The sequence below is a fragment of the Pectobacterium zantedeschiae genome (genome assembly GCF_004137795.1).
GTDB classification, from domain to species: domain Bacteria; phylum Pseudomonadota; class Gammaproteobacteria; order Enterobacterales; family Enterobacteriaceae; genus Pectobacterium; species Pectobacterium zantedeschiae.
The window spans coordinates 2,370,750-2,395,563 of sequence record NZ_NWTM01000001.1 but is presented as its reverse complement, the minus strand read 5'-3'; the positions used below and the strand labels follow the sequence as shown (position 1 = coordinate 2,395,563).

8 protein-coding genes are annotated in these 24,814 nt (G+C 53.9%); 4 read left to right on the top strand and 4 right to left on the bottom strand.

The window, feature by feature from the left end; genetic code table 11:
- Positions 1 to 32 precede the first annotated feature (32 nt).
- The 4 genes from CLR69_RS10820 to CLR69_RS10805 form a co-directional block, all read right to left on the bottom strand.
- Complete coding sequence (locus CLR69_RS10820; protein WP_129703244.1) at positions 33 to 1,202, bottom strand: HlyD family type I secretion periplasmic adaptor subunit; 1,170 nt, start codon at positions 1,200 to 1,202, stop codon at positions 33 to 35.
- Positions 1,203 to 1,213: 11 nt separating this feature from the next.
- A complete protein-coding gene (locus CLR69_RS10815; protein WP_129712641.1) occupies positions 1,214 to 3,352 on the bottom strand; it encodes a type I secretion system permease/ATPase in 2,139 nt (712 codons plus the stop codon).
- Positions 3,353 to 3,391: 39 nt separating this feature from the next.
- The gene (locus CLR69_RS10810) at positions 3,392 to 4,804 is read right to left on the bottom strand and encodes a TolC family outer membrane protein (RefSeq protein ID WP_129703248.1); all 1,413 of its coding nucleotides are present in this window, start codon (positions 4,802 to 4,804) and stop codon (positions 3,392 to 3,394) included.
- 247 nt (positions 4,805 to 5,051) lie between these two features.
- Complete coding sequence (locus CLR69_RS10805; RefSeq protein ID WP_129712640.1) at positions 5,052 to 19,670, bottom strand: Ig-like domain-containing protein; 14,619 nt, start codon at positions 19,668 to 19,670, stop codon at positions 5,052 to 5,054.
- 707 nt (positions 19,671 to 20,377) lie between these two features.
- On the opposite strand from CLR69_RS10805, the gene CLR69_RS10800 reads away from it, so the two are divergent.
- From CLR69_RS10800 to ppnP, 4 genes are all read left to right on the top strand, one after another.
- Entirely contained in the window at positions 20,378 to 22,024 is a 1,647-nt protein-coding gene (locus tag CLR69_RS10800; protein WP_129712639.1) for a multidrug ABC transporter permease/ATP-binding protein, read from the top strand.
- Positions 22,025 to 22,218: 194 nt separating this feature from the next.
- Positions 22,219 to 23,268, top strand: coding sequence for a type II asparaginase (locus CLR69_RS10795; RefSeq protein WP_422762868.1), 1,050 nt, complete (start codon positions 22,219 to 22,221; stop codon positions 23,266 to 23,268).
- A gap of 280 nt (positions 23,269 to 23,548) precedes the next feature.
- Complete coding sequence (gene aroL / locus CLR69_RS10790) at positions 23,549 to 24,070, top strand: shikimate kinase AroL (RefSeq protein ID WP_129703254.1); 522 nt, start codon at positions 23,549 to 23,551, stop codon at positions 24,068 to 24,070.
- 139 nt (positions 24,071 to 24,209) lie between these two features.
- Complete coding sequence (gene ppnP, locus CLR69_RS10785) at positions 24,210 to 24,494, top strand: pyrimidine/purine nucleoside phosphorylase (RefSeq protein ID WP_129703256.1); 285 nt, start codon at positions 24,210 to 24,212, stop codon at positions 24,492 to 24,494.
- Positions 24,495 to 24,814: the final 320 nt, after the last annotated feature.

Sequence of the window (24,814 nt, the reverse complement as noted above, 5' to 3'; positions counted from 1 at the left end):
TTTGTTACTTACTGGCATTGTACTGCGTGAGCTTAACGCTCACGCAGCGCTTCATTGACCTTGTTCAGTGGTTTAATCAGATAATCCAGAACGCTTTTCTGGCCGGTTCTTATCTCGACGCTGGCAACCATGCCGGGCACGATAGGGAATTTTTCCCCCACCTTGTTAGTCAGCTCGGCCTGTGTGGTACGCACATAGACCCGATAATAAAACTGATCGCGCCTGACTTCGTCCTGAAGGGTATCGGGCGACACGCTTTCGACTTCGCCCGTTAAATTACCGTAGATGGAAGAGTCATAGGCGGTAATTTTTACCGTGGCGGGTAAGCCCGGTCGGATATAGGCAATATCACGCGGGTTGATGCGCGTTTCGATCAGCAACTGATCTTCCAGCGGTACGATCTCCATCAATTTACCGCCCGGTTGTAGCACGCCGCCAACGGTCGTTACCTGAATGTCTTTCACAATTCCGCGCACTGGTGACGTAATGGTGGCGCGCTTGAGCTGGTCGGCTTTTCCGCTGACGACCTCCCTCTGTGCTTCCAGATCGGCATTGTTTTTGACCTGTTCTTCACGCGCCCGCACGGCATATTGATTGCGTGCTTCATCGATTTTTCCGCGTATTTCGCTAATTTGGCGGCGTAATCGAATCACCTCAACGGCGCTGGCTGCACCGCGCTGCACCAGTGGCTCCGTCATCCGCAGTTCCTGCTCGACCAGCCGCATCGACTGTTGCAGATTGGCGACTGTCTCATCGCGATTGCGCAAGCGTGATTCATAAAGCTGGCGCTCCCGCGTGGCCAGTGCAGACTCCTTCATCGTTTCCGCGCTGAATTTTAGCGGTTCGCCGCTAAGTTCTGCGTGCAGACGTTCAGCAGATGCCCGCAGCGTCTGTACGCGGGAGAAGGCTTCGCCGTAGACGGACTGAAAGCGGTTGACGTCCAACTGCGCCAATACCTGTCCTTTCTCGACGACATTGCCTTGCTGCACATAGAGCTGGCCGATGATCCCGCCATCCAGGCTTTCAATCACCTGCGCACGGGTCGATGGGGTTACCTTACCGCTCCCAACGGAAACCTCATCCAGCACGGCGAATTTGGCCCAGACAAAAAAGGCGACCAGCCCCAGCAGGCTGAGCCAGATAATGACGGATACACGTCGCCCCTGGCGTTTCAGGTCATCATGGATCGTGATACTACTCATTGTGTTTCCCCTTACGCCACGCTCTGTGCGGAGTCTGCTGGTTTACTGGCGGCCTTCAAAATCTGGTCACGCGGGCCATCTGCCACGATGCGTCCGTTATCCATGACGATCACGCGGTCAACCAGCTTGAGCAGTGCAGGGCGGTGCGTCACCAGAATCAGCGTGCGGCCCGTGAGCCAACTGCTCAATTGGTGAATAACGTGGTTTTCCAACTGCTCGTCCATAGACGCGGTGGGCTCATCCAACAGCACAATCTGAGGATTACGTAATAACATCCGACTAAGCAGGATCATCTGCTTCTGTCCGCCGGATAAACCGCGTCCGCCCTCATGAATGATACGATCCAAGCTGGCAGCGTCCTGCTGGATCAGGCTGAGTGCGCCACTAATGCGCAATGCCTGTAACAGTTCCTGTTCGGTGGCGTGTGGGTTGCCGAGCATCAGATTCTGTCGCAGGCTACCAAAGAACAGGCGGGAGTCCTGTGACAGAAAACCCAACTGACGGCGGACATCGGCCGGGTCGATCTGGCTAATATCTACGCCATCAATGATGACCTTGCCGCGCGTCGCGGTAGCCTGATTGGCGAGCAGCTTGAGCAGGGTAGATTTACCTGCGCCAACCTTACCCAGCAGCGCCACTTTTTCGCCCGGCTTAATGTCCAGTTTCACGATCTGTAAGGCGGTATCACCCTGTTCGGGATCGTAGCTGTATTGGACGTTGTTGAGCTGAAAATGACCCTGAAGGATCGGGCAGTGCGCCATTTTTCCTTCTTCTGGCCGGTCCAGCGGTTTTTGCAGCAAATCGTCCAGCCCGGTCATGGCGGTTTTGGCGTGCTGCCAGCGCGAAAAGACCATCGTTAGCTGCATGAGCGGGGCGATGGTACGGGAGGAAAGCAGGCTACAGGCCACGAGTGTACCGGTGGTGATATCACCTGCCAGCACCAGATAGCTACCGAACACCAGCATTCCGGCATAGGTTAACTGCTGGACGGTTGACGCCCAGCCGCTGAGCCGCGCCCCCCAGACGCGCTGCTTCATCCCGATGGAGGCGCTGACGTCGTGCGTTTGCTCCCATTGACGCTGGAAGTAGGGTTCAGCCTGCAACGCTTTGATATCTTCAAGCCCTTCAATAGACTCGACCAGCACCGCATTACGCAGCGCACTTTCACGCATCCCTTCCTTGGCGAGTTTCGCCATCGGCCATTGCAGCATCAGGCCAGGGATCACAATCAGCGGAATCGCGAGCATAGGAATAAACACCAGCGGGCCGCCGATCATCGCCATGATGCCGAGAAACAGAAAGACAAACGGCATGTCGGCTGCCGCCCCAACGGTCGTTGAGGTCAGCAATTCACGTACCTGATCGATTTCCCGCAGCTGAGAAATAAACGAGCCGGTGGACTTGGGTCTGGCCTCATTTTTTATTGCCAGCGCGCGGGCGAATAGCATCCCCGATACGTTCAGATCGATGCTCTTGCCCATCAAATCGGAGACGACGGTGCGCGACAAACGGATGGCGTACTCGAGGGCGGCGGCTAATAGCACGCCGAAAAACAGAACCCATAGCGTGGGAATCGACTGCGCCGGAATCACGCGGTCATACACCTGCATGGAGAACAGGATCCCTGCCAGTGCCAGAACGTTACCCACGATCGATGCCAGAGAGATTTCCCCGATCTGCCGTTTTGCGCCGCGAAAATGTTGCCAGAACCAGTGCTTGCGATACGGTTTGACGAAATCATCGATGCGTGTATCACGGCCACGCTCCGCAATCCCAACCAGCACGATAATTCCCTGACTGTGTTTGATGAGTTCTGTTAGTTCAGCCTCACGCTGAAGATCGCCGCCGTCATCCAGCCAATAGGTCGCGATTCCTTCGTCATTCAAGGATTCGATGACGACGACACCGCCATCGTCGGTTTCTGCCAGCACCGGTAGAATTTTGTTGCGCCAGCGAATCTTCTCCGTGTGTCGCAGGCTGATGGTCAACCCCATCAGGTGGCTGATCTGTTCTAACTGGCGTGCGATGGGGAGATGTTCATACCAGCGCATCTGCTGGCGTACCGACTGGGGATCGACCACTTGCCCATAGTGAGCTGCGGCGCGTGCCATCGCGGCTATCCAGATCTCAGTTTTGGTGACTTGTGTCATTTACATTCCTGCATGTTCTTATCCGGCAGGCAAGCCGGCTTACAGCGACGGTAGCGTCTCGCCACTGGCTTGATGACGTTCAATACCCAGCATATCCAGCAGATTATCGACGGCCGCGGCATAGTTAACCGCCGCCTCCCAGCCGTCGTATAACGCGCCGATGCGTGAGGTTTCGGCCTGCAACACGTCTTGTTCGACGCTGAGCAGGTCATTCAGGCTGCGTTTGCTGAGCTTGTATTCATCCTGATAAACGTTGCGGGTGTAAGTCGCGCTGGTAATTTGCTGCTGGCTGGCTTTTTCACGCTGTTGCGCACCGATGAGATCGGCATAAGCCGTTGAGGCTTTCTGATTCATATCCAGCTTCGCTGCTTCGACTTCGGCCTGCGCCGCTTCACGCGTACCTGATGCGGCATCAACGCGTGCGCTGACTGCGCCTCCCTGATAAAGCGGGGCTTCTACGACCAACTGTAGCTGGTCATCCCAGTAATTCCGTCTGTCGGTTTCATAGCGGGTACGCGCAGCTTGTACGGCAACGGTAGGCCAGTGCTGTGCTTCTGCCTGACGAATTCGATGGCGAGAGGCTTCCTGCTTGGACTGCGCACTCAACACCGCGTTGCTCTGCTGGTAAGGAAGCGCCTTGAGGGTAATCTTTTGTTGCAGCAGCGCACGTGGCAGATCGGGCAGGGCGCTAGGGAGGACACCGGTCAGCACGCTGAGCTGTGCCAGTGAGGAACGTTCCAACGCACGATATTGTTCCAGCGTCGCCCTCATACCCGAGATGCGGGTTTCTGCTTGAAGGGTATCGGATTGCGTACTGAGACCCGCTTCGGAACGGAGCGTCGCGATATCTTTTACCTGACTGAGTGACGTGATATTGCGTTCCGCTGCCTGATTCAGTTCCTGATAACGTTTAACTTTCAGGTAGGTGAGTAAGGTTTGCTGGCCGACGGTGGTCATGATGCCATAAAGCTGATAGCGGTAGGCATCCGATAAGCTGTGCTGCTCATCAATGCTGCCGCCCGTCTTACCAAAATCGTACAGGAGCTGCTTCAGCGTGATGCCCGCTGTGGAATTGTTGCTCATCGTGCCGCCAGAATCACTTTGATCTGATCGCCCGACGTTACCACTTAGGCCGATTTGCGGAAACCAGGCGCTTTGCGCTACGCGCAGATCGGCGTCGCCGACACGAATTTGCGCCGAAGCCTGTGCGATTTGTGGGTTGCGTGCAAACGCGCGAAGAATCGCCTGCTTTAGATCCAGACTATCAACCTGTTGCTCTGTTGGCGCGGCGGACCAGTCAAACGCGACGGCCTGCGCGAGCGTCGCTGGACTATAGAAGAAGGGAAGGCTGCCGCAGGCTAGCCCGAGTGCCAGTACATAACGCGGTATGTGTGTCAAAAAAGCGCGATTACGCGGAAAAAACATGCCCCTGATAAAAAATGGTTTGTGCATCAATTGCCCCTGTTTTCATCACTCTTGTTTTAGTCCCTTTAAAAGGAGGGAAGGGCACGCTGGCAAAATGCGTTAATACCCTTCCCGATCTCTCTCTTCTTCATATTTTTATGCTGCTGGGGGATATTTCGTGCGCGACAATACCGTTATTTTCACGCTACCTCGTAGCATGCGACCGACTCGGGGCGGCTCAAACGCCGCTCGCCCCGAGCCCCGGTCCTTTGTTGGGCCGGCACTTAAAACGCGGTTACACCATATTGACGAGCAGCCCTTGCTGCACCAGCACATCTCCCAGGTTGTTGGCGTTATCCAGCGATGAATGGTGGTAGACATCGAAGTGCTGGCCATCAATATCACGCTGTCCTACCGTGCTCCAGGCACCGCCGCCTGGAATCAGGTTCACCTTGCTACCTTCACCCCCGACGATCAGCAGGTCATCTTCTGGTCGGTCGGTGACATTCAGGGCGCGCTCGAGATCCAGCGTGATGCTGTTGGTACCGTTTTGGCCTAAATCAAAGATCTCCACGTTGTCGATTTTCAGCCCCAACACGGTGAGATCCAGATTGAGTTCGGTGCCATCCAAAACCAGCGTATCAATGCCATCGCCACCATCGATCTGCGTAAAATCGAGAGTCGAGAGCGTAATGAGGTCATCACCTTCACTGCCTTCGATGTCGGTGCCTGTGTGCACGCTGCCGTCGGCCAGACTGATAACAACGCCGCCGATGGCATACACGCTGTCATCCACTTCGGTGCTGGCGCTATTGTCGATGGTGGTTGTCTCGCTAAGCGCAGTCGCCGCCACTTTCGAGCTGACATGCAGGGTTTGCACATCGGCGCTTTCCCCTGTATCGCTCTGTTCACTGGATAGTGAAGCCACCTGAGCAAGGCTGTTATCGTCAACGTCCAGCGCCATCATGCTCGCGATCGGCAAGCCGATAACGACGCCAGAGGTTAATCCGGCAGAAACACCAGTGAAGTTACCGGCCTGGTCGGTAACAGAGGCTTCAACTGCCGTACCGAGTAGCGCTGTCAAAATTGCCCCTACATTGAAGGCGTTAATGCCGAGTAGGGTACTGGTGAAATGTGCGCTCCACTTGCCATCGGCACCGACGGTGCCCTGTAGCGTTTGGCCGAGCAGGGTGACATTGACCTTGGTACCTTGCTGGACATAGCGTGATACCCCGCTGACGGTGACGCCGTTTGTCAAAAGGCCAAGCGTGTTACCAATCAGTGACCCGACCGCATCAATGCCCAACTGCGGTAGTTGGTGTGTTTTCACGATTACATTGCTGCTGGTGTTGTTGGTATTGCCGTAGCGGTCGGTGACGGTAACACCCACGGACAAATTACCGTCGGCGATGTTGAGGAGGTTGGCGCTGGGTACGCTGATGCTCCAGGTGCCGTTACTTGCGACGGTGGCGTTGAGCGAGAGCCCGCCTACGTTTAACGTGATGCTGCCGCCTGCTGCATTGGTTGTGGTCCCGCTAATGATCTGGTTCACGCCAGCTTCAGCCAAATTCAGGTAACCGTCTCCACCAAACAGGGAACCGAGGTTGACCGTTGGCAGCGCGTGAATACCTACGCCGATCGACGCTCCTGCGCTGATTGTTTTCCCTGCCGCGTTGGTTAACGATGCGCTGAGAGAAAGTGTACCGTCCGTCAGATTGTTGAGATCGAGTGCTGGTAGGCTCACAGACCAACTACCATTGCTCTGTACCACGGCAGAATACGTCTTTGTTCCCAGCGATATTTGGATCGTGGAACCTATCGCATTGGTACTGGTGCCACTGATCACTTGACCCGCAGCGGCTTCGATGGCATTCAGCAGGCCATCACCGCCAAAGAGTGGGTTGATGGTCAGCGTTGGCTGGCCGTTAATCGCCACACTCAATGCACCGGTTCTTTCGCCCACGTTACCCGCGGCATCAACCAGACGGACGCCGACACTCGTGACGCCATCCACGAGGGCTTTCAGGTCGAGGCTAGGAACCGGCAGGCTCCAACTGCCGTTTGCGCCGACCGTTGTGGTGTAGGTCTTGTTGCCCAGCGTGACGTTGAGTGCGGTACCGGCAGCCACGTTGGTCGTTGTTCCGCTGATGGTTTGGGCGCTCAGTAGGCTGGAGAGATCCAATACCCCATTGTTAAACAACGTGTTAAGAGTGATGGTTGGTGGCAATATGGCGACGTTAAGACCCGTGCTGATGCCATTGCTGTTACCTGCCGGATCGGTCACTGTCGCGCTGACGGTGAGGTTGCCGTTGGCCAGGCCGGACAGTTGCAATGGCGTTACGCTGGTGCTCCAGGTGCCGTCATTACCTACAGTGGCATTGAGCGTCAGAGAGCCGATGCGTATCACTACGGACGATCCTGCTATCGCATTGGTGGTGGTTCCGCCGATCGTCTGCGTCAGTGCAGCCTCTGCGGCGTTGAGGAAACCATCACCGCCAAACAGCGAGCCAAGACTAATCGTTGGCAAGTTTTTGGCAATAATGTTGATGGCGTTATTAACCGTGCCAGTGTTGCCGGAGGCGTTGGTGACGGATACGCCAAGCGTCACGCTACCATCGGCCAGTGCACTAAGATCTGACGGTTGCAGCGTCAGGCTGAACACGCCACCCGCACCGACGGTAGATAGGAAGGTTTTACTGCCAAGGGTAACGGTAACCTGCGATCCCACACTTGCATTGGTTACCACGCCACCGATAGTTTGTGCGACCAGTGCTTCTGCTGCATTGAGGAAGCCATCGCCGCCAAATACCGGATTCAGCGTAATCACTGGCTGTGCGAAATCGAACTTGATACCTGCACCGGCGTTGGTGCTATTACCTACGCTATCTGTCGCGGTCGCGGACACGGTGAAGTCACCGCTGCCCAGCCCTTGCAGGACGCCCAGTATGCTAGGGGTGACGGCCACGCTCCATTTACCATCTGTGCCAACGGTAGCCGTAGCGATTTGTGAACCCGCGATGCTCAGCGTAATGGTTCTGCCTGCCAGACCAGTGGCCGTGCCGCTCAGGGTTTGATTGACCAGCAGATCGGCCAGGTTGAGCACGCTATCACCAAAGACCGGGTTGAGCGTAATGCTCGGCAGATTCTTGATGACTGCTGGAACGTTGACAACCTGGCTGGTGGTGTTGCCCGCATGGTCGGTGACTGCAACGCCTACCGCTAAGGTTCCATCCTGCAAGGCTTGCAAATCAAGAGCAGGAACGGACAGGCTCCAGGCACCGCCTGCGCCGACGGTAATACCGGTATAAATGGTGTTACCCAACGTCACAGCGACCGTTGCACCCGCAGCGATGTTCACATTACTGACCACACCGCTGATAATCTGGCTGGTAGCGACATCAGCCGCATTTAAGGCGCCATCGGTGAAAGCAACGATGGAGTCAATCACGGGCAGTGATTTCAGCACGTCAATGTTGATCAACTGGGTTTTCTCGTTACCGTGTGAATCGATAATGCCTACGTTAACTTGCAGTAGCCCGTTACTTAATCCGTTGAATAATGTCGAAGGAAGCGAAACGCTCCAGGCACCGTTAGCGCCCACCGTGGCCTCCACCGTGGTGCCGAGCACGGTGACTTGTACTTTCGCGCCCAGATAGTCCCCCGTCGCGTTACCGCTGATGACCTGTGTCACCAGCGATTCGGCCAGGTTGAGAATGCCATCATTACCGAAGATATTGCTGACGCCAGCACCGAGCGTTTGATTGAGCGCGACGTCCAGCGTGACATTAAGGTGTGTGGTGTTGCCGGAGGTGTTCGTCAGCGTCACACCGATGACCTGCGCGCCGTCTGTCAGACTTTGCAAATTGACGGACAGCACGGGGATGCTCCAGGTACCGTTAGGGCCGACAGTGGTTGTGCCTGTCAGCGGGCCTGCGGTTAGCGTAACGGTGGCACCCACTTCGCCTGTCCCGGTAATTGCACCCCCCGCCAGCGCCTCTGCCAACGTCAGAATATTGTCATCAAACAGCGTAACGCTAAGCAGTGGGATGGCGGTATCGACGGCAACCGTCTGCGTAGTGGTGGTGCTATTTCCTGCTTTATCGGCGAGAGTCGCCGTGATGGTGTGGCTACCATCGGCTAGCTGTGCCAGATCGGCCGCGGGAACATTGACGCTCCAGGTACCTGTTGCGGAAACCTGCGCGCTGTAGGTTTTCCCATTCAGGCTAATCGAAACGATTTGCCCTGCTTCCGTAATGGATGCCGTACCGGTAATCGCCTGTGCCGTACTCATTCCCGCGGCGTTGAGCACGTTGTCCGACGCAAAGGAGATGATGTTCAGCGTAGGCGCTACCGTATCGACCAGCACCGTTTTGGTGCTGGTTATGAGCGGGAATGTTGTTACGGTTGCCGAGACAGTAATATCACCGTTGATCGTGAAATAGGTACTGGCGGAAATGGTGGTTTGCCAAAATCCATTGGCATCAGTCGTGATTATGCCACTAGCTGGCATGCCCCCAATTAACACGGTTATTGGGGCCATTGGCTGGCCAGCCACTCGCCCGGATAGGGTGATATCACCGCTTATCTCAGCAGCGTTAATAATATCGTCACCTGCGATGGGGTCGATCACCATCGTCATTGAAGGTGGCGTCAAGTCGACATTGAATCCTACACTGGCTTGCGCTGCCGGATTGCCCGCTTTATCTGTTGCATCGGCGGTGATGGTATACGTCGTGTTCGCCAGAGTTTGCAGCGCCGAAGACGGAATGTTAACGCTCCAGATCCCCCCTGTGAGCACTTTTGTGGTGTAGTCGATGCCATTCAGCCTGACGACCACGTTTTGCCCGACTTCCAGCCCGGTCGAGGTACCGCTGATGGTCTGTGTGGTGCGACTTTCCGCATAGGTGAGGCCATCCAGTCCGGCAAAGGCGGTAATAGCGAGTGCCGGGGTCGATTGTACGGCAAGGATTGCCTGAGAATTCAGCGTTGTGCTGTTACCTACGGCATCTGTCGCCGTGATGACGATACTCTGTGTACCGTCAGTAAGTTGGGTGAGCTGAGCTGTCGTCAGCTCAGCCGTCCAGACTCCAGCGATAATTTGCGTAACAAGCGTTTGTCCTCCCAGCGTGACGGTCATGCTGGCTGCATCCCCCGCGCTACCGCTTAACGTCCTGCCCGCAAGCGTTGCGGCTTCAGCAATACTCAGGTAGCCATCGCCAAACGGCGTATTGAGTGTGATCGTCGGTGGAGTGAGGTCGCTGGTAAACGAAATTGGCGTTGAACCGACATTCCCTGCTGCGTCGACGGCTGTCACCGTGATGGTATGCGGACCATCGGTCAGTGAGCTCAACGCATTAGCAGGCAGTGTGACAGACCAGTTGCCCGCGCTATCTACCGTCGCGGTGTAGCGAATGCCGTTGAGATCGATCTCCAGTTTCACGCTTTGCCCGTTACCGCCGATCTGCGTACGACCAGAGAATGTCAGTGCTGACGCAGCCTCGGCGCTGCTCAGAATGCCATCTGCACCAAACGGCTGTACGTCGACAATCGGCGATGGCAGGGTTAATGCTGCACTCACATCGCGCGGGACGCTGGTGTTGGTATTGCCTACCCGGTCAGTGACGGTGACAGCAATACTGTAATTTCCTTCGGTGAAGAGCGCCAAATCGGTAGGGGACAGATCTCTGGACCAACTGCCGAGTCCATCTGCGGTGGCGGTAAAGGTGGTTTCCAGCAGCGTGGTTTTATTCGTCACCGTAACGGTGACGTTCTGACCCACGCCGGTAATGCCGGTTTGACCGGTCAGGCTCTGGGTAACCTGAATCTCGGTAGTATTAAGAATGCCATCGCCAAAAGGCAGATTCAGCGTTGCCGCTGGCAGGGTTGTCGTCAGAATATCTGCGGTGCCTGATGCGGAGCTGGTATTGCCTGCACCGTCGGTGACGGTGACGGTGAAGGTTGCTGTGCCGTCCGGTATATTGATTAGCGTGGTGCTGTCCAGCGACAGCGTCCAACTCCCATTGGCATTCACGGTAGCCGGGAAGCTTGTACCATTAATGCTGACCGATACGGTTTGTCCCACATTGCTGGATAACCCTGTTTGTCCTGAAAGTGTACCGCCCGGCAGTGCATCTGCCAGACTCAGTTTGCCATCGCCGAACGGGGTATCCAGCGTAGCGGCAGGAACATCCACAATCACGCTGGCAAACGTTCTGCTTCCTGAACCTGTATTACCTGCATGGTCTGTGGCGGTGACGTTGATGGTGTGTGTGCCGTCACCGAGTGAAGTCAAATCGGCTGCGGGTAAGGTTACATTCCACTGGCCATTGGCGGCAACGGTGGCGCTGTAGGTATGGGTGATTGTGCCGTTGGTGATCGAGACGGACACACTCTGGCCAGGATCGAGGAGCCCCGTTGTACCCGTTAGCAGTTGATCCACGGTGCTTTCTGCCTGATTGAGCACCCCGTCAACAAACGGTGGAGTGATACTGATGGAGAAATTGGTATTAATGACGACATCCAACGCGCCGCTCGCACTGCCGGTATTACCTGCACTGTCTGTGACTGTCGCGCTGACCTGCACGTTGCCATCTGCCAGGATGCTAAGTGCATTGGCTGGGATGGTTGCGCTCCACAGTCCACCTGCGAGTGTCACACCCGTTACGGTGTAAGTCCCTATTGTGACCTGAATCGCAGCCCCGATTGGCAGGTTGGTGTAACTACCGCCGATCGTTGTTGCTATCGCCACTTCCGCGGTAGTGAGGACATTGTTGTCATACAGCGCATCCAGCGTCAGCGTTGGGAGCGATTGCGTTTTTAGCGTGATATCAATGCTGGTGGCGCTGGCATTCCCTGCGCCGTCGGTCACGCTGGCCTCAAGCGTTTTCACGCCGTCGCCCAGCGCCAGCAGGTCGTTCGCCGCAATGGCGATCTGCCAGACGCCGTTGCTATCTGCAACAACGCTATAGACGTGCACACCGACTTTGATGGTGACCAAAAGACCTGCTTCGGCCTTACCGCTCAGTGGGAGTCCGGCCAGTGCGTCTGCCAAACCGATATCGCTGGTATCGACCAGCATGTCGATGGACAGCAGTGGTGGAATGGTATCAACCGTAAACGGATGCGTCGCCGTGGCTGGGTTTTGCGCGATGTCACTGACCGCTGCGGTAACATCCTGACTGCCCTGTGGCAGGCTTTGCACATCGCTAGCGGGAACGGTGGTGCTCCAACTGCCGTCAGCGCCGACGGTCGCCAGATACGTTTTACTATTTAACGTCACCGTGACGCGCTGTCCTGTCTGAACATTTGTCGTTGAGCCTGAGATTATCAGGTCGGATTGGCTATTCTGTGCGCTGATAATGTCGTTGCCTGACAGTGTCGCAATGGTGATGCCCGGTAAGTTGGCGACATCGGTAATGACGGTGATTGAGTGCGTGGCTGCACCGGGGTTACCGCTCACGTCGGTCACGCTGGCACTCACGGTTTGTCTGCCGTCAGGTACGTTGCCAACATCTGCTGCCGGAACCTGTACGCTCCAACTGCCATCCGCACCCACTGTGGCAAAGTAGGTCTGATTATTGAGGACGATAGTGACTTGCTGGCCTTGTTCTACATTTTGGCTGCTGCCGTTGATTGTCAATGGCTGGCCCGACTCTGCCAGATTGAGATAATCATCGTTCGACAGTGTAGCTATCGTCAGGGTTGGTGCTTTGGCAGGATCGGTATCCAGCGTAATCGAATGGCTGACGGTGCCGGTATTGCCTGCGGCATCGGTCAAGGTGGCGGTGATTGCTGTAACGCCGTTCGGCATGTTTTGCAGGTCGCCTGCGGGCACGGTGACGCTCCATGTGCCATCGGCCTGTGCCAGCCCCTGATAGATTTGCCCGTTGATGGTGACGTTGACAATGATGGGACGGCCGCTGTCGTTGATAGGCGATGTCCCGCTGATTTCCAGTGGCAGCAGGCTTTCCGCGATGTTGATGATATCGTCGACGCCAATCGGGTTGATGGTCAGCACTGGTGGGGTTAAATCTACGAATGCACTGCCCTGAACGGTAGACGTGTTGCCTGCCGCGTCGCTGACGGTAACGGAAATGTTGAGTATGCCGTCTGGCAGCCCAGTCAGAACGGACGATGGCAGTTGAAGGCTCCAGTTACCGTTGTTGTCAACCGTGCCGGAATAGATCGTGGTGCCAATGGTGACGCTGACGGTTTGTCCGGATCCGTGAAGGCCTGTGCTACCAGAGAGCGTCTGCCCAGATAGTGCGTCATTGGCATTCAGGTAACCGTTGCTGAATGGCATATTCAGCGACGCTACCGGTGGATTATGGATGCTGACGCCCAATTGCTGTGTACTCGACAGGGTATTGCCAGCCTGATCGACGGCCGTAACATGAACCGCAATAATGCCATCACCCAACAGTTGCAGATCGCCAGATTGAACCGTGGCGCTCCAGGTACCGTCTGGCTGCACCTGTACGGTATAGGTTTTTCCGTTGAGTATGACGTTGACATCCGTTCCCGGTGCTACGTTGACGGCACTACCGTTAATCGTAATGCCGTTTGTCGCTTCCAGCGCATTTAGCTGGTTATCCCCAGTAATTGGCGCAATAGACAGCCCACTTGCATTGGTATTAACCGTGACGGTGCTGCTGGATGTCGCGGTATTGCCAGAGACATCATTCACGCTGACGGTAATGGTCTGGCTACCGTTAACCAGCAGGGCCATATCGGCGTCCGAGATCGTGGTGCTCCAGTTCCCGTTTGACAAAACCACGGCAGTATATGGTTTGCCATTGAAGACAATCGTCACCGTCTGGCCTTGCTCAACATTTCTACTGGTGCCGCTGAGTACCTGACTGACTCGAGCTTCCGCGCCGTCAATAATATTGTTGCCCGCGAAAGTACCCACTGTGATGACTGGTGCGTTTAACGGGCTGGCATCGACACCAATCGTCTGCGTGGTGGTGGTGGTATTGCCTGCGGTATCAGTCAGACGGGTAACGATGCTGTAACTGCCATCGGACAAGCTGAGCAGATCGGCCGACGGAATGGTGATGCTCCAGGTGCCATCACTACCGACGGTGCCGCTGTAGGTTTTACCGTTCAGCGTTGCGGTGACGGTTTGTCCTGCGCTGGACGGCGAGGCGGTGCCGGTTAGCAACTGATCGCTCAATACTTCGCTGCTATTCAGGACGTTATCGGTAGCAAAATTGGCTGTCGTCAACGTTGGCGGCGTACGAGCTACGGTAATATTGCTGGTTAGGGTATTGCTGTTTCCTGCTGCGTCGCTGACGCTAACCTGCAATGTTGTTGCACCATTAGGCAGATTTTGCAGACCGTTCACAGGCAGAGAAATCGTCCAGTTGCCTGCTGTATCAACGATCCCTGTGTAAGTCACGCCACCTAGCGTGGCGGTGATGACTTGCCCTGGTGAGGCGATACCGGTTGTGCCGCTGAGCGTCTGGGTCACGCCAGCCTCTGCGGCATTAAGTATGCCGTCGCTAAACGGCGTGTTCAGCGTCAGTATCGGGCTGCTGTGGGTAAACACATCAATGGTGCGGCTGCTGCTTAATACGTTCCCCGCACTGTCTATCGTAGTGACGGTCAGGGTTGATGTGCCGTCGGCCAGTGTGCTGACATCCGCGGCAGACACGGTGATGCTCCAGGCTCCGTTCTGCTGTACCACGCCATCGTAACTTTTCCCGTTTAGCATGATCGTGACGGTGGTGCCGGTTGCCACATTCTGGCTGCTGCCGTTAATGGTCAGGTCTTGTGTGGCTTCGACTTGATTCAGCCTGTCATCACCCGCGACGGTGTCAATGGCGATACCGCTTAGGGCGGTATTTACTGTAATCGTCTGGCTGAGCGTTGCCGGATTACCGCTGACATCGTTGACGCCGATCGTTACGGTATGCGTGCCTTGTGCCAGATGAATAAGATCGACAGATGGCACGCTGACGCGCCATTGGCCGTTGCTGTCAACTGTTGTGGTGTAGGTGTTATCACCGAGTGTAACGGTAACGCGCTGCCCAGCTTCGACATTCAGGCTACTGCCGCTGATGACTTGCGCAACGTTGATTTCACCGCCGTCAATGACGTTATTGAGCGCGATGGCGTTGATAGTGAGCAGAGGTAGGTTAGCTGGATTGGCATCCAGCGTTAATGACCCTGTGCTGGTGGTGCTGTTACCCGATGCTCCGGTCAATGTTGCCGTAACGGTGTAATTACCGTCAGCTAAAGCCTGGAGATCGGCGGCGGGAATGGTGGTACTCCAGTTACCATCTGCCTGAATTTGTGCCTGATAATTTTTATTGTTGACGGTAACAATAACGGTGCGTCCAGCATCCGATTGTAGTGCATGACCGGAGATCAACTGATCGTTCAAACTCTCGGCCGCGTTAATGATACCGTCGCTGGTCAGCGGTTTCAGCGTTAGAACAGGGAGATCCATGTCGATGGTAATATCGCGAGCGATCTCTATGCTATTGCCTGCGGTGTCGGTTGCCTCTACACGGATTGTTTGTACGCCGGTTGACAGGGATTGCAGGTCGGCGGCAGGAAGTGCTGCGATCCAGTTCCCCTGATTATCCACGGTTGCCGTATACGTTTTGCCATTCAACGTGACAACAACGCTTTGTCCCCCTCCGCTGATGCCGGTTTTCCCTGTCAGGTTTTGCCCGCTGGCCGATTCCACAATGTTCAGTATTCCGTCACCGAAAGGCTGATTAATTGTTGGCTGCGGCAGATTATTGATATGGATATCAATATTGCGGCTGGCAGTTACTGGGATATCGCCAGGGTTGGCCACGCTGGCCGTAATGGTTGCCGTCCCATCTTGTAACGCCAGCATGTCGCTGCTGCTGATTGTTACACTCCAACTGCCGTTTGCGGCAATCGTGCCTGTATAGGTTTTGCCATTAAGTGTAACGGTAACGCTTTCTCCAGGGGTGACGTTGACCGTCGAACCCGAAATGGTCAGCGGCTGTGATGCTTCGAGGCGATTAATCTGGTTATCAAGTGCGACAATGCTGATAGAGATACTGTCACTGCTGGTGTCGATAGAAGACCAGATTTCATGATTCCCCGTGTTCCCCGCGAGATCGGCGATCTGGGCAGAGATAGATACCGTTCCCTCGCTGAGTTCAGCCATATGCTCAGCCGGAATTTCCACACTCCAATTACCATCGCTCTGGATGGTGGCAAAGTAGAATTTCTTGTTAAGAAGAATAGTTGCGACCTGCCCCGTTTCCACATTCGCACTGGTGCCCGTTAGCAACTGGCTGACTCTGAGATCTGCCGCGCTGATAAGGTTATTCTCATCGACAAAAGCATTAACGAAGATCGTTGGCTGGAACGCCGGGTCGGCACTAAGCGTAATAGATTTCTCGACGCTGGTGGTATTCCCGACGGTATCGGTGAGCGAAGCGGATAGCGTGTAGCTGCCATCAGCTATGCCGCGCAGGGCCGCCGTGGGTAAATTGATACTCCAGTTGCCATTGGCGGCAACAACGCCAGTATAGAACTGTCCATCGAAGGTGATAACAACGGTACGACCCGCTTCACTGATTGAAGCAGTGCCGTTGACCGTCTGGTTGCTTTGCGATTCGACGAGATTGATGGTGTCATCGCCTGCAATGGTGCCGATGGTCAGGGTAGGGGCGGTGAAATCGGTATGACTGACAAATGTGTGGCCTGCCTGATTGCCTGCGGCATCCTGTGCAGTCACCAGCAGCGTATTATCACCTTCTGGCAGTTGTTGGAGATCGGCCGCAGGGACGGTGACTTTCCAGTTGCCAGCCGCATCAACCGTCCCCGTGTAAGACTTCCCGCCAAGAGACAAGATGACGCTCTGACCTGCGCCGCTGATACCGGTGTGGCCAGTAATCGTCTGGCTGACCAGCGCCTCTGCACCGTTCAGTGAGCCATTGCCGAACGGGGTATCAATCGTCGGTTGCGGCAGGGTATGAATATGAACGCCGAGGGGCTGGTTGTCGGTTACGGCCGCACCTCCCGCAACATTGACACTGGCGGTGACGGTGGCATTGCCGTCTGACAGAAGCTGAAGATCGGCACTCGGGATTTGCAACGTCCAACTGCCGTCAGCCGCGACGGTGGTCGTGTAATTTTTCCCATTCAGCGTAACGGTAACCGTTTGTCCCGCAGGAACATTGGCGGTATTACCGCTGATCGCCAGTGGTTGAAGGGATTCTGCCCGGCTTAACAGATTGTCATTGGCGATGATGTTGATGGCAATACTATCGCCAGACTTGTCTACGTTGATATCCCGGCTTCCGCTCGCCGTGTTGCCCGATTTGTTACTCACATTAACGCTAATGCTGTGTGGACCGTCTGCCAGCAGGGCTATATCCGCAGTTGAAACATTAATGCTCCAGATACCGCCAGACTGCACGGTAGCAAGATAAGTTTTTCCATTCAGGCTAATGGTTACAACTTGTCCTGCCTCAACGTTGGCCGTCGTTCCGCTTAACTGCTGGCTGACTTTGGCTTCCGCACCATCAATAACGTTGTCATCCGCGACGTTATTGATGGTGATGGTTGGGGCGTTGGTCGCACCGCTGTCAATGGTGAGTGGACGGGTAACCGTGGTGGTATTGCCAGCGGCATCCGTCAATGTAACGGTCAGATTCTGGTTGCCATCTGCGATAGCCACCAGATCGGCCGTTGGCAGTGTGACGCTCCAATTTCCGTCACTGCCGACGGTAGTGGTGTAGGGTTTGGCATTCAGCGTAATGGTAACTGTGAGGCCTGCTTCACTGAGTGATGCTGTGCCGCTGACGATCTGATCGACCGCCAGTTCCATGCCGTTGAGAATGTTGTCCTGAGCGATGGCGGAGACGGTCAGCGTCGGTGGCGTTGTATCCACGCTGATATTCTGCGTCACAATCGCTTCGTTGCCTGCGATATCGCGGACCACAATCTCCAGCACGCTGACATTATCCGATGGCAAGTTTTGCAGTACGTCTTTAGGGATCGTGACCGTCCAATGCCCGTTGGTATCTACCGTTCCTGTAACGTAATATCCGCCGATCGTCAGGCTGACGGTTTGGCCTCTACCGCTAATTCCGGTTTCCCCACTGATGGTCTGATCTTGTGCGGCTTCGGCTCCGTTTAATACGCCGTCGGTGAACGGCGGTGTCAGCGTAATTGATGGGAGCGTATTGATGTGTACATCCAGCGAGTGATCGACGGTGACAGTTTCTCCGCTGATCCCTTGCACGCTGGCAGTAATGGTATTGCTACCATCCGTCAGAGCAAGCAGATCGGCGCTAGGAATGTCCACAGACCATTTGCCGTCAGCCCCTGTTGTGGCGGTGTAGGACTTTCCGTTCAATGTAACGGTGACGATTTCACCCGCTGCAACGTTAGCTGTGGTGCCATCAATCGTTAGCGGTTGTCCTGCTTCTACGGCATTCAGGCGATTATCAAATGAGATGATACTAATGTTGACCGCTTCGGCGCTGGTATCCACCGTGATGGTTTGTGGAGGTAGCGTGGTGGTGTTGCCCGCTTTATCCGTTAATGACGCCACCAGATTATAGGTGCCATTAGTTAACGCCTGCATATCACCGGAAGGAATGAAAACGCTCCATGCGCCGTCACTCTCCACGGTAGTGGTGTAAGTCGTGCCGTTAAACGTCACCGTGACGGTCTGGCCGACATCCGATAGTGAAGCCGTACCGGAAATAAACTGTGAAGATTGGAGTTCGTCTGCGGTGATCAGATTATTTCCGGTAAACGGTGACAGGGATAACTCGGGTGGCGTGGTATCGACAATGATGGTGCGGTTAACCACAGTGATATTGCCAGCGCTATCGCTAATCGTGAACGACAAGGTGTGCTCGCCTTCGCTCAGAACGCGAAGGTCTGCGGCAGGAACGGTTAATGTCCAGTTACCCGCCGCATTAATCGTCGTGGTGTATGTTTTTCCATTGAACGTAATCGTGACATTCTGACCCACTTCGCCCGTCCCGTTGAGCACCTGGCCGTTTGCCAGTTCTCCTACGGTGAGGTAGTTATCTCCCGTAAATTTATCGACGGTTAAATGCGGAGGCAGCGTATCAATGGTGAGGTCGAGGGTTTTCTCGTGGATGATGCCGTTCGCGCCCGGCACGCTGACTTTTAATGTATAAATACCGTCTTCCAGTCCGGTAAATGCATCTGCTGGCAGAGTAAATTGCCACGTACCGTCGGCAGCCGTTATGGTGGTGTAAACCACGCCGTTCAGCGTGATGGTGACGGTTTGCCCTGCGCTGACTCCGGTGGTTTTCCCGCTGAGGATATGTGGTTGGCCTATCTCTGCACGGTTCAGTCCGTTATTGCCAGCGAAGACATCAATGGTTAAGGGTTCTGGCTGTGACGGTGGTGTGTTGTTGTTATTGTCATTGCTCGATGATGCCACAGCGACTGCGACCCCTGCGACAGCGGCTCCGCCGAGAGCGACAGCACCAAGAATGCTACCCAACGTGGCGGTCGATAGTGCGCTGGTGGTACTGCCAATCAGTAATGACGCCATGTCACCCAGTGTGGCGTATTCTGGCGTGAGGGCTACGGCTTCTGCCGTGAGTGCGGCCCCTTCTCCTGCTGCCGCGCCGGAGAACTGGGCATGGATAAGCCGAGTGCCATCATCAAAAACCAACTCACTGTGATAGCCAGCTGTGTCGAGGGTGAAGAAGCTTTCATAGCGGATGGTTGTGCCGTCTTTCATGTGCAAGATAAGATCGTTGCCGACGCGCTCATAGCGGGACACCATCTCGGGTGTGCCCTGGACTCGAACGGTGCTGCTTTCCAGTAGTTCGACGTTCCTCGTCCCCTGTGGAACGTTTTCTATGAACCGGCCATTATGGCGCGACAGGATGTTCACATTTCCCGCAATAACATTCATATCTGACATGAAATAGCCTCTTACTCATCTGCAACCATTGTCTGGATACATCCCCCCGACAGAACGATGTGGCAACGGGAATGTATAGGTATATGCGCAACCAAAAATGGAGCACAAAAACAGGCCTGGTTTAGATAACAGTAAAGTGTGGCTAAATTGAATGCAGCGTAGGCCCCTTTCCGTAGGGAATCTCGCTGGTATGAGATTTGTCCGATTCTTGATATTTATAGGTGTGGCTTAACTAAAAATCCAACTTTTTTGAAATGTTTTGAAAATAAAAAAATATGACAATATTCCTACATATTAAAGGCGTTAGTTGGCGAATTCCTTTTTAAGATTATTACTATGCTAATTATCATGTTTAATTACCATCACTTAGCATTTTTTATGGCATGTTAAGACGTTTTTTGCACACATTGAAGCGAAGATGGAGGGAGCAGCTTTCTGTAAACCGCTATCTTGAAGTGTATTGATTGTATCAATTTGTGTTTTTTTATTTGACGGAGACGTGTGGTCTGTTAACGGAACTTGTTGTCAGGGAAATAATAATAGCTGTGATTATTCATTCTTTTTTCTAATGAGTTTCGTTAACGGCGCAAAGTGTGTTGCGGGAGTAGCGAATGTGACACAAGACCGGATATGAGAATTATTCTTGATATCACGGTCATCACCATTACACTGCGGGCGATTGTTTTCATTATAGAGACCAGGTTGTTATGGAATTGCTCCGCATTGTTTACCAACAATACCGTTGGCCATTTCTCGCTGTTATCATTTTAAGCTTGCTGAGCGCCGCATTGGGTATTGGGTTGATTGCCTTTATCAACCTGCAATTGATTGAAACGGTCAATCAGTCGTTAAGTGTCTTGCCACAGTTTTTGGGCTTGCTGCTGCTCCTGATGGGAGTAACGCTGGTATCGCAACTGGCGTTGACCACGCTCGGACACCATTTCGTTTATCGCCTGCGCGGGCAATTTATCAAACGAATTCTGGATACCAACATTGCACGTATTGAGCAGATTGGGAGCGCGCAACTGCTCGCCAGCCTGTCCAGCGATATCCGCAATATCACCATCGCGTTTGTACGCCTGCCGGAACTGATTCAGGGTATTGTACTGACTATTGGCTCAGCGGCTTATCTGGCGTGGCTCTCTCCAAAAATGCTGGTAGTGACATCCATCTGGATTGCGATAACCCTCTGGGGTGGGTTCATGCTGGTTTCCCGCGTGTACAGCCACCTCACTCAGGTTCGGGAAGCGGAAGATCGCCTCCAGAAAGATTATGAAACCGTGATTAACGGGCGTAAGGAATTGACGCTCAATCGGGAGCGGGCGCAGAAACTGTACGAAGAGGTTTATCAGGCCAATGCGCAAGATTATCGACAGAATGTGATTCGTGCCGACACCTTCCATCTTAGCGCGGTGAACTGGTCGAATATTATGATGCTGGGCGTGATTGGTGCGGTCTTTTTCATGGCAAACAATCTCGGTTGGGCGGATACCAATGTTGCGGCGACTTACTCACTCACGCTGCTTTTTTTACGGACGCCGATGCTTCAGGCCGTTGGTGCACTACCGACGCTGTTGAGCGCACAAGTGGCGTTTAATAAGTTGAAACGCTTCGATCTCGCGGACTATCAGGAACCTTTTTCCTCTGCAATGGCTCCTGCCGACTGGCACACGCTGGAACTGCGTGACGTGATGTTTCGCTATAACGATTCCGGCTTTGAAGTTGGGCCAATCAATCTGGTGATTAAGCGTGGCGAACTGGTGTTTCTGATTGGTGGGAACGGGAGCGGGAAATCGACGCTGGCAATGCTGCTGACAGGGCTTTATACGCCGGTGTCGGGGATATTACTGTTGGATAATCAACCTGTTACGCTGGAAACTCGAGGGGATTATCAAAAGCTATTTTCTGCCATTTTTACCGACTTCCACCTGTTTGGACAAATGATGGGCCCACAGGGAATGGAGCCAGATATGGCGCTGGTCGATGGCTGGCTGGAGCACCTGAACATGCGGCATAAGCTGACGCTAGAGAATCATCAGGTGATGAATTTGCAGCTATCACAAGGGCAGCGTAAGCGTGTAGCACTACTGCTGGCTGTCGCCGAACAGCGCGACATTCTGCTGTTGGATGAATGGGCTGCCGATCAGGATCCGCAATTCCGTCGTGTGTTCTATCTTGAGCTGTTACCGCAGTTGCGCGCATTAGGCAAAACGATTGTGGCGATCAGCCATGACGATCACTATTTTGAACATGCCGATCGTCTGCTTGAAATGCATCAAGGTACGCTGTCAGAACTGACGGGCGCAGCCCGTGAACAGGCCTCGCAGGATGCCGTCGCGCAGATTAGTCGGTAACGTAAGAATGTCACCCTGTGAGTCACAACACACCGTTAGCGTGAAGTCTGACAGGCATATATTAATTCGTTGAATTCTGGGGCATTATAAGCGCCAATGTTGGCAGGCTGCCAACAGAGTGGAGGTTTTTTACTTACAGATCAGGCACCTGACGTATCTGGTCTGCCACTTAACTCAATAAGTTGGTATATGTTATGAAAAGGATGTTTAACGCATTATTCGTTGTTGTTTTTGTTTGCTTTTCGTCTCTGGCAAATGCGGCAGAAAATCTACCCAACATTGTCATTTTGGCAACGGGCGGTACGATTGCTGGTTCCGCAGCCGCTAATACGCAAACCACTGGGTATAAAGCCGGTGCGTTGGGCGTAGATACGCTGATTCAAGCGGTGCCAGAGCTGAAAACGCTTGCCAATATCAAAGGTGAGCAGGTTGCCAGCATCGGCAGTGAAAATATGACCAGCGATGTGCTGTTAAAGCTGAGCAAGCGCGTGAACGAACTGCTGGCACGCAGCGATGTTGATGGCGTGGTCATTACGCACGGTACGGATACGCTCGACGAATCTCCTTATTTCCTGAACCTGACGGTGAAAAGCGACAAGCCGGTAGTCTTTGTTGCTGCGATGCGTCCGGCAACGGCAATCAGTGCCGATGGCCCGATGAACCTGTACGGTGCAGTAAAAGTGGCAGCGGATAAAAACTCTCGCGGTCGTGGTGTGCTGGTTGTATTGAACGACCGTATTGGTTCTGCCCGTTTCATCAGCAAAACCAACGCCTCTACGCTGGATACCTTTAAAGCGCCAGAAGAAGGTTATCTGGGCGTGATTATCGGTGACAAAGTTTACTACCAGACTCGTCTGGATAAAGTTCACACCACGCGCTCCGTATTCGATGTGACCAACGTAGATAAGCTGCCAGCTGTCGACATTATTTATGGTTATCAGGACGATCCAGAATATATGTATGACGCTGCTATCAAACACGGCGTAAAAGGCATCGTGTATGCGGGCATGGGTGCAGGTAGCGTATCCAAACGCGGCGACGCTGGCATCCGCAAAGCGGAAAGCAAAGGCATTGTTGTTGTGCGCTCCAGCCGTACCGGTAGCGGTATCGTCCCACCGGATGCAGGCCAACCCGGTCTGGTTGCCGATTCTCTGAGCCCGGCAAAATCACGTATTCTGTTGATGCTGGCGCTGACGAAAACGACGAATCCAACTGTGATTCAGGATTACTTCCACGCTTATTAATCGCTTGGGCGGTTTTTAGTGTGTTAGCCCCGCGGTTAAACGCGGGGCTTTTTGCTTCTGCTCTGTCAGTTTGTACTCCCGCTTATGCAACTTTTCATTCCCACTGAGAAGTCACTTCCCTCTCTGTCGATTTTATCGGTATGATTCAGCCCACGACAAAGCAGGTAATCACCCCGTTTATCTTTGATACCCGAAATCGTTCGAGTTGTGGCTCCGCCAATGCGCGTGCGGCTTGAACTATGGCGGAACGGGTGAGTAAAAAAGAAGGATTCGTCATTACATGACACACCCCATTTTTATGGTTGGTGCCAGAGGCTGTGGGAAGACCACTGTAGGGCATCAGCTAGCGCAGGCGTTGGGATATGACTTTGTCGACACCGACCTGTTTATGCAACAGACGACCAATATGACCGTCGCTGATGTGGTCGCGCAGGAAGGATGGCATGGTTTCCGCCAGCGTGAAAGCCTGGCACTTCAGCAGGTGGCGTCTAACCGCTGCATTGTCGCGACAGGTGGCGGAATGGTGCTAGCGGAAGCCAATCGACGGTTTATGCATGATAAAGGTATTGTGATTTACCTCCACGCGGATGCTGAACTGCTGGCTCAGCGGTTGGAAGAAAATCCGCAGGATAACCAGCGACCTACGCTGACGGGGCGCCCCATCGCAGAGGAAATGGCCGACGTACTGGCCGCGCGTGACGCGCTTTATCGCGGTGTGGCGCATCACGTCATCGATGCATCGCAGGCGCCAGACGCTATTGTGGCAAGCGTGTTGAAGGCGCTACGCTCGTCGGCAGCGTAGGGCGGTAAAATGGGACACTGGCAAAATATTCACCAGTCAGTGTTACTGAGCACTAACTTTCAATGAATAGATCGTGACAGTGGCTCAACTCTCCTTTTAAGATGAATTTCCTGAATTTTTCGACGATAGGTGCCGCGCTATGCTGAATGTAAATGAGTATTTTGCAGGGAAGGTCAAGTCAATCGGTTTTGAAGGCGACAGCATTGGCCGCGCCAGTGTCGGTGTTATGGACGCGGGCGAATACACGTTTGGAACTGGACAGCCGGAAGAAATGACGGTCATCACTGGGGCATTAAAAGTACTGTTGCCCGGCGCACCGGATTGGCAGGTTTTCACACCGGGAGAAACGTTTTTCGTTCCGGGGAAAAGTGAGTTCAATTTGCAGGTAGCAGAGCCAACCTCTTACTTATGTAAATACCTGTAATACCTATTTTATTTATATTCTATACCCTAGGTAATTCGAGTTTCAGGACAAAACGGTAGCGTTTTGAACCATGCATACGCAACTTGAAATATGACGGGTATACATCCTTCTCGCCGCGTTATGTGTTACATGACGCGGCGTTTTTTATGCTGATTCTGCACCGCCCCCTTTATCCCCATTTTAACTCCACGCTGTTATCGCGCTTTTCTGCCATTCTTTTCCCTGAAATGATAAATTTTGCTGCAAAAATGTTACATGGCTCAAGTAATGAACTCAAAGGTATTTAAAAGGTATTATTAATTGGTATTTTAAAGGTGTAC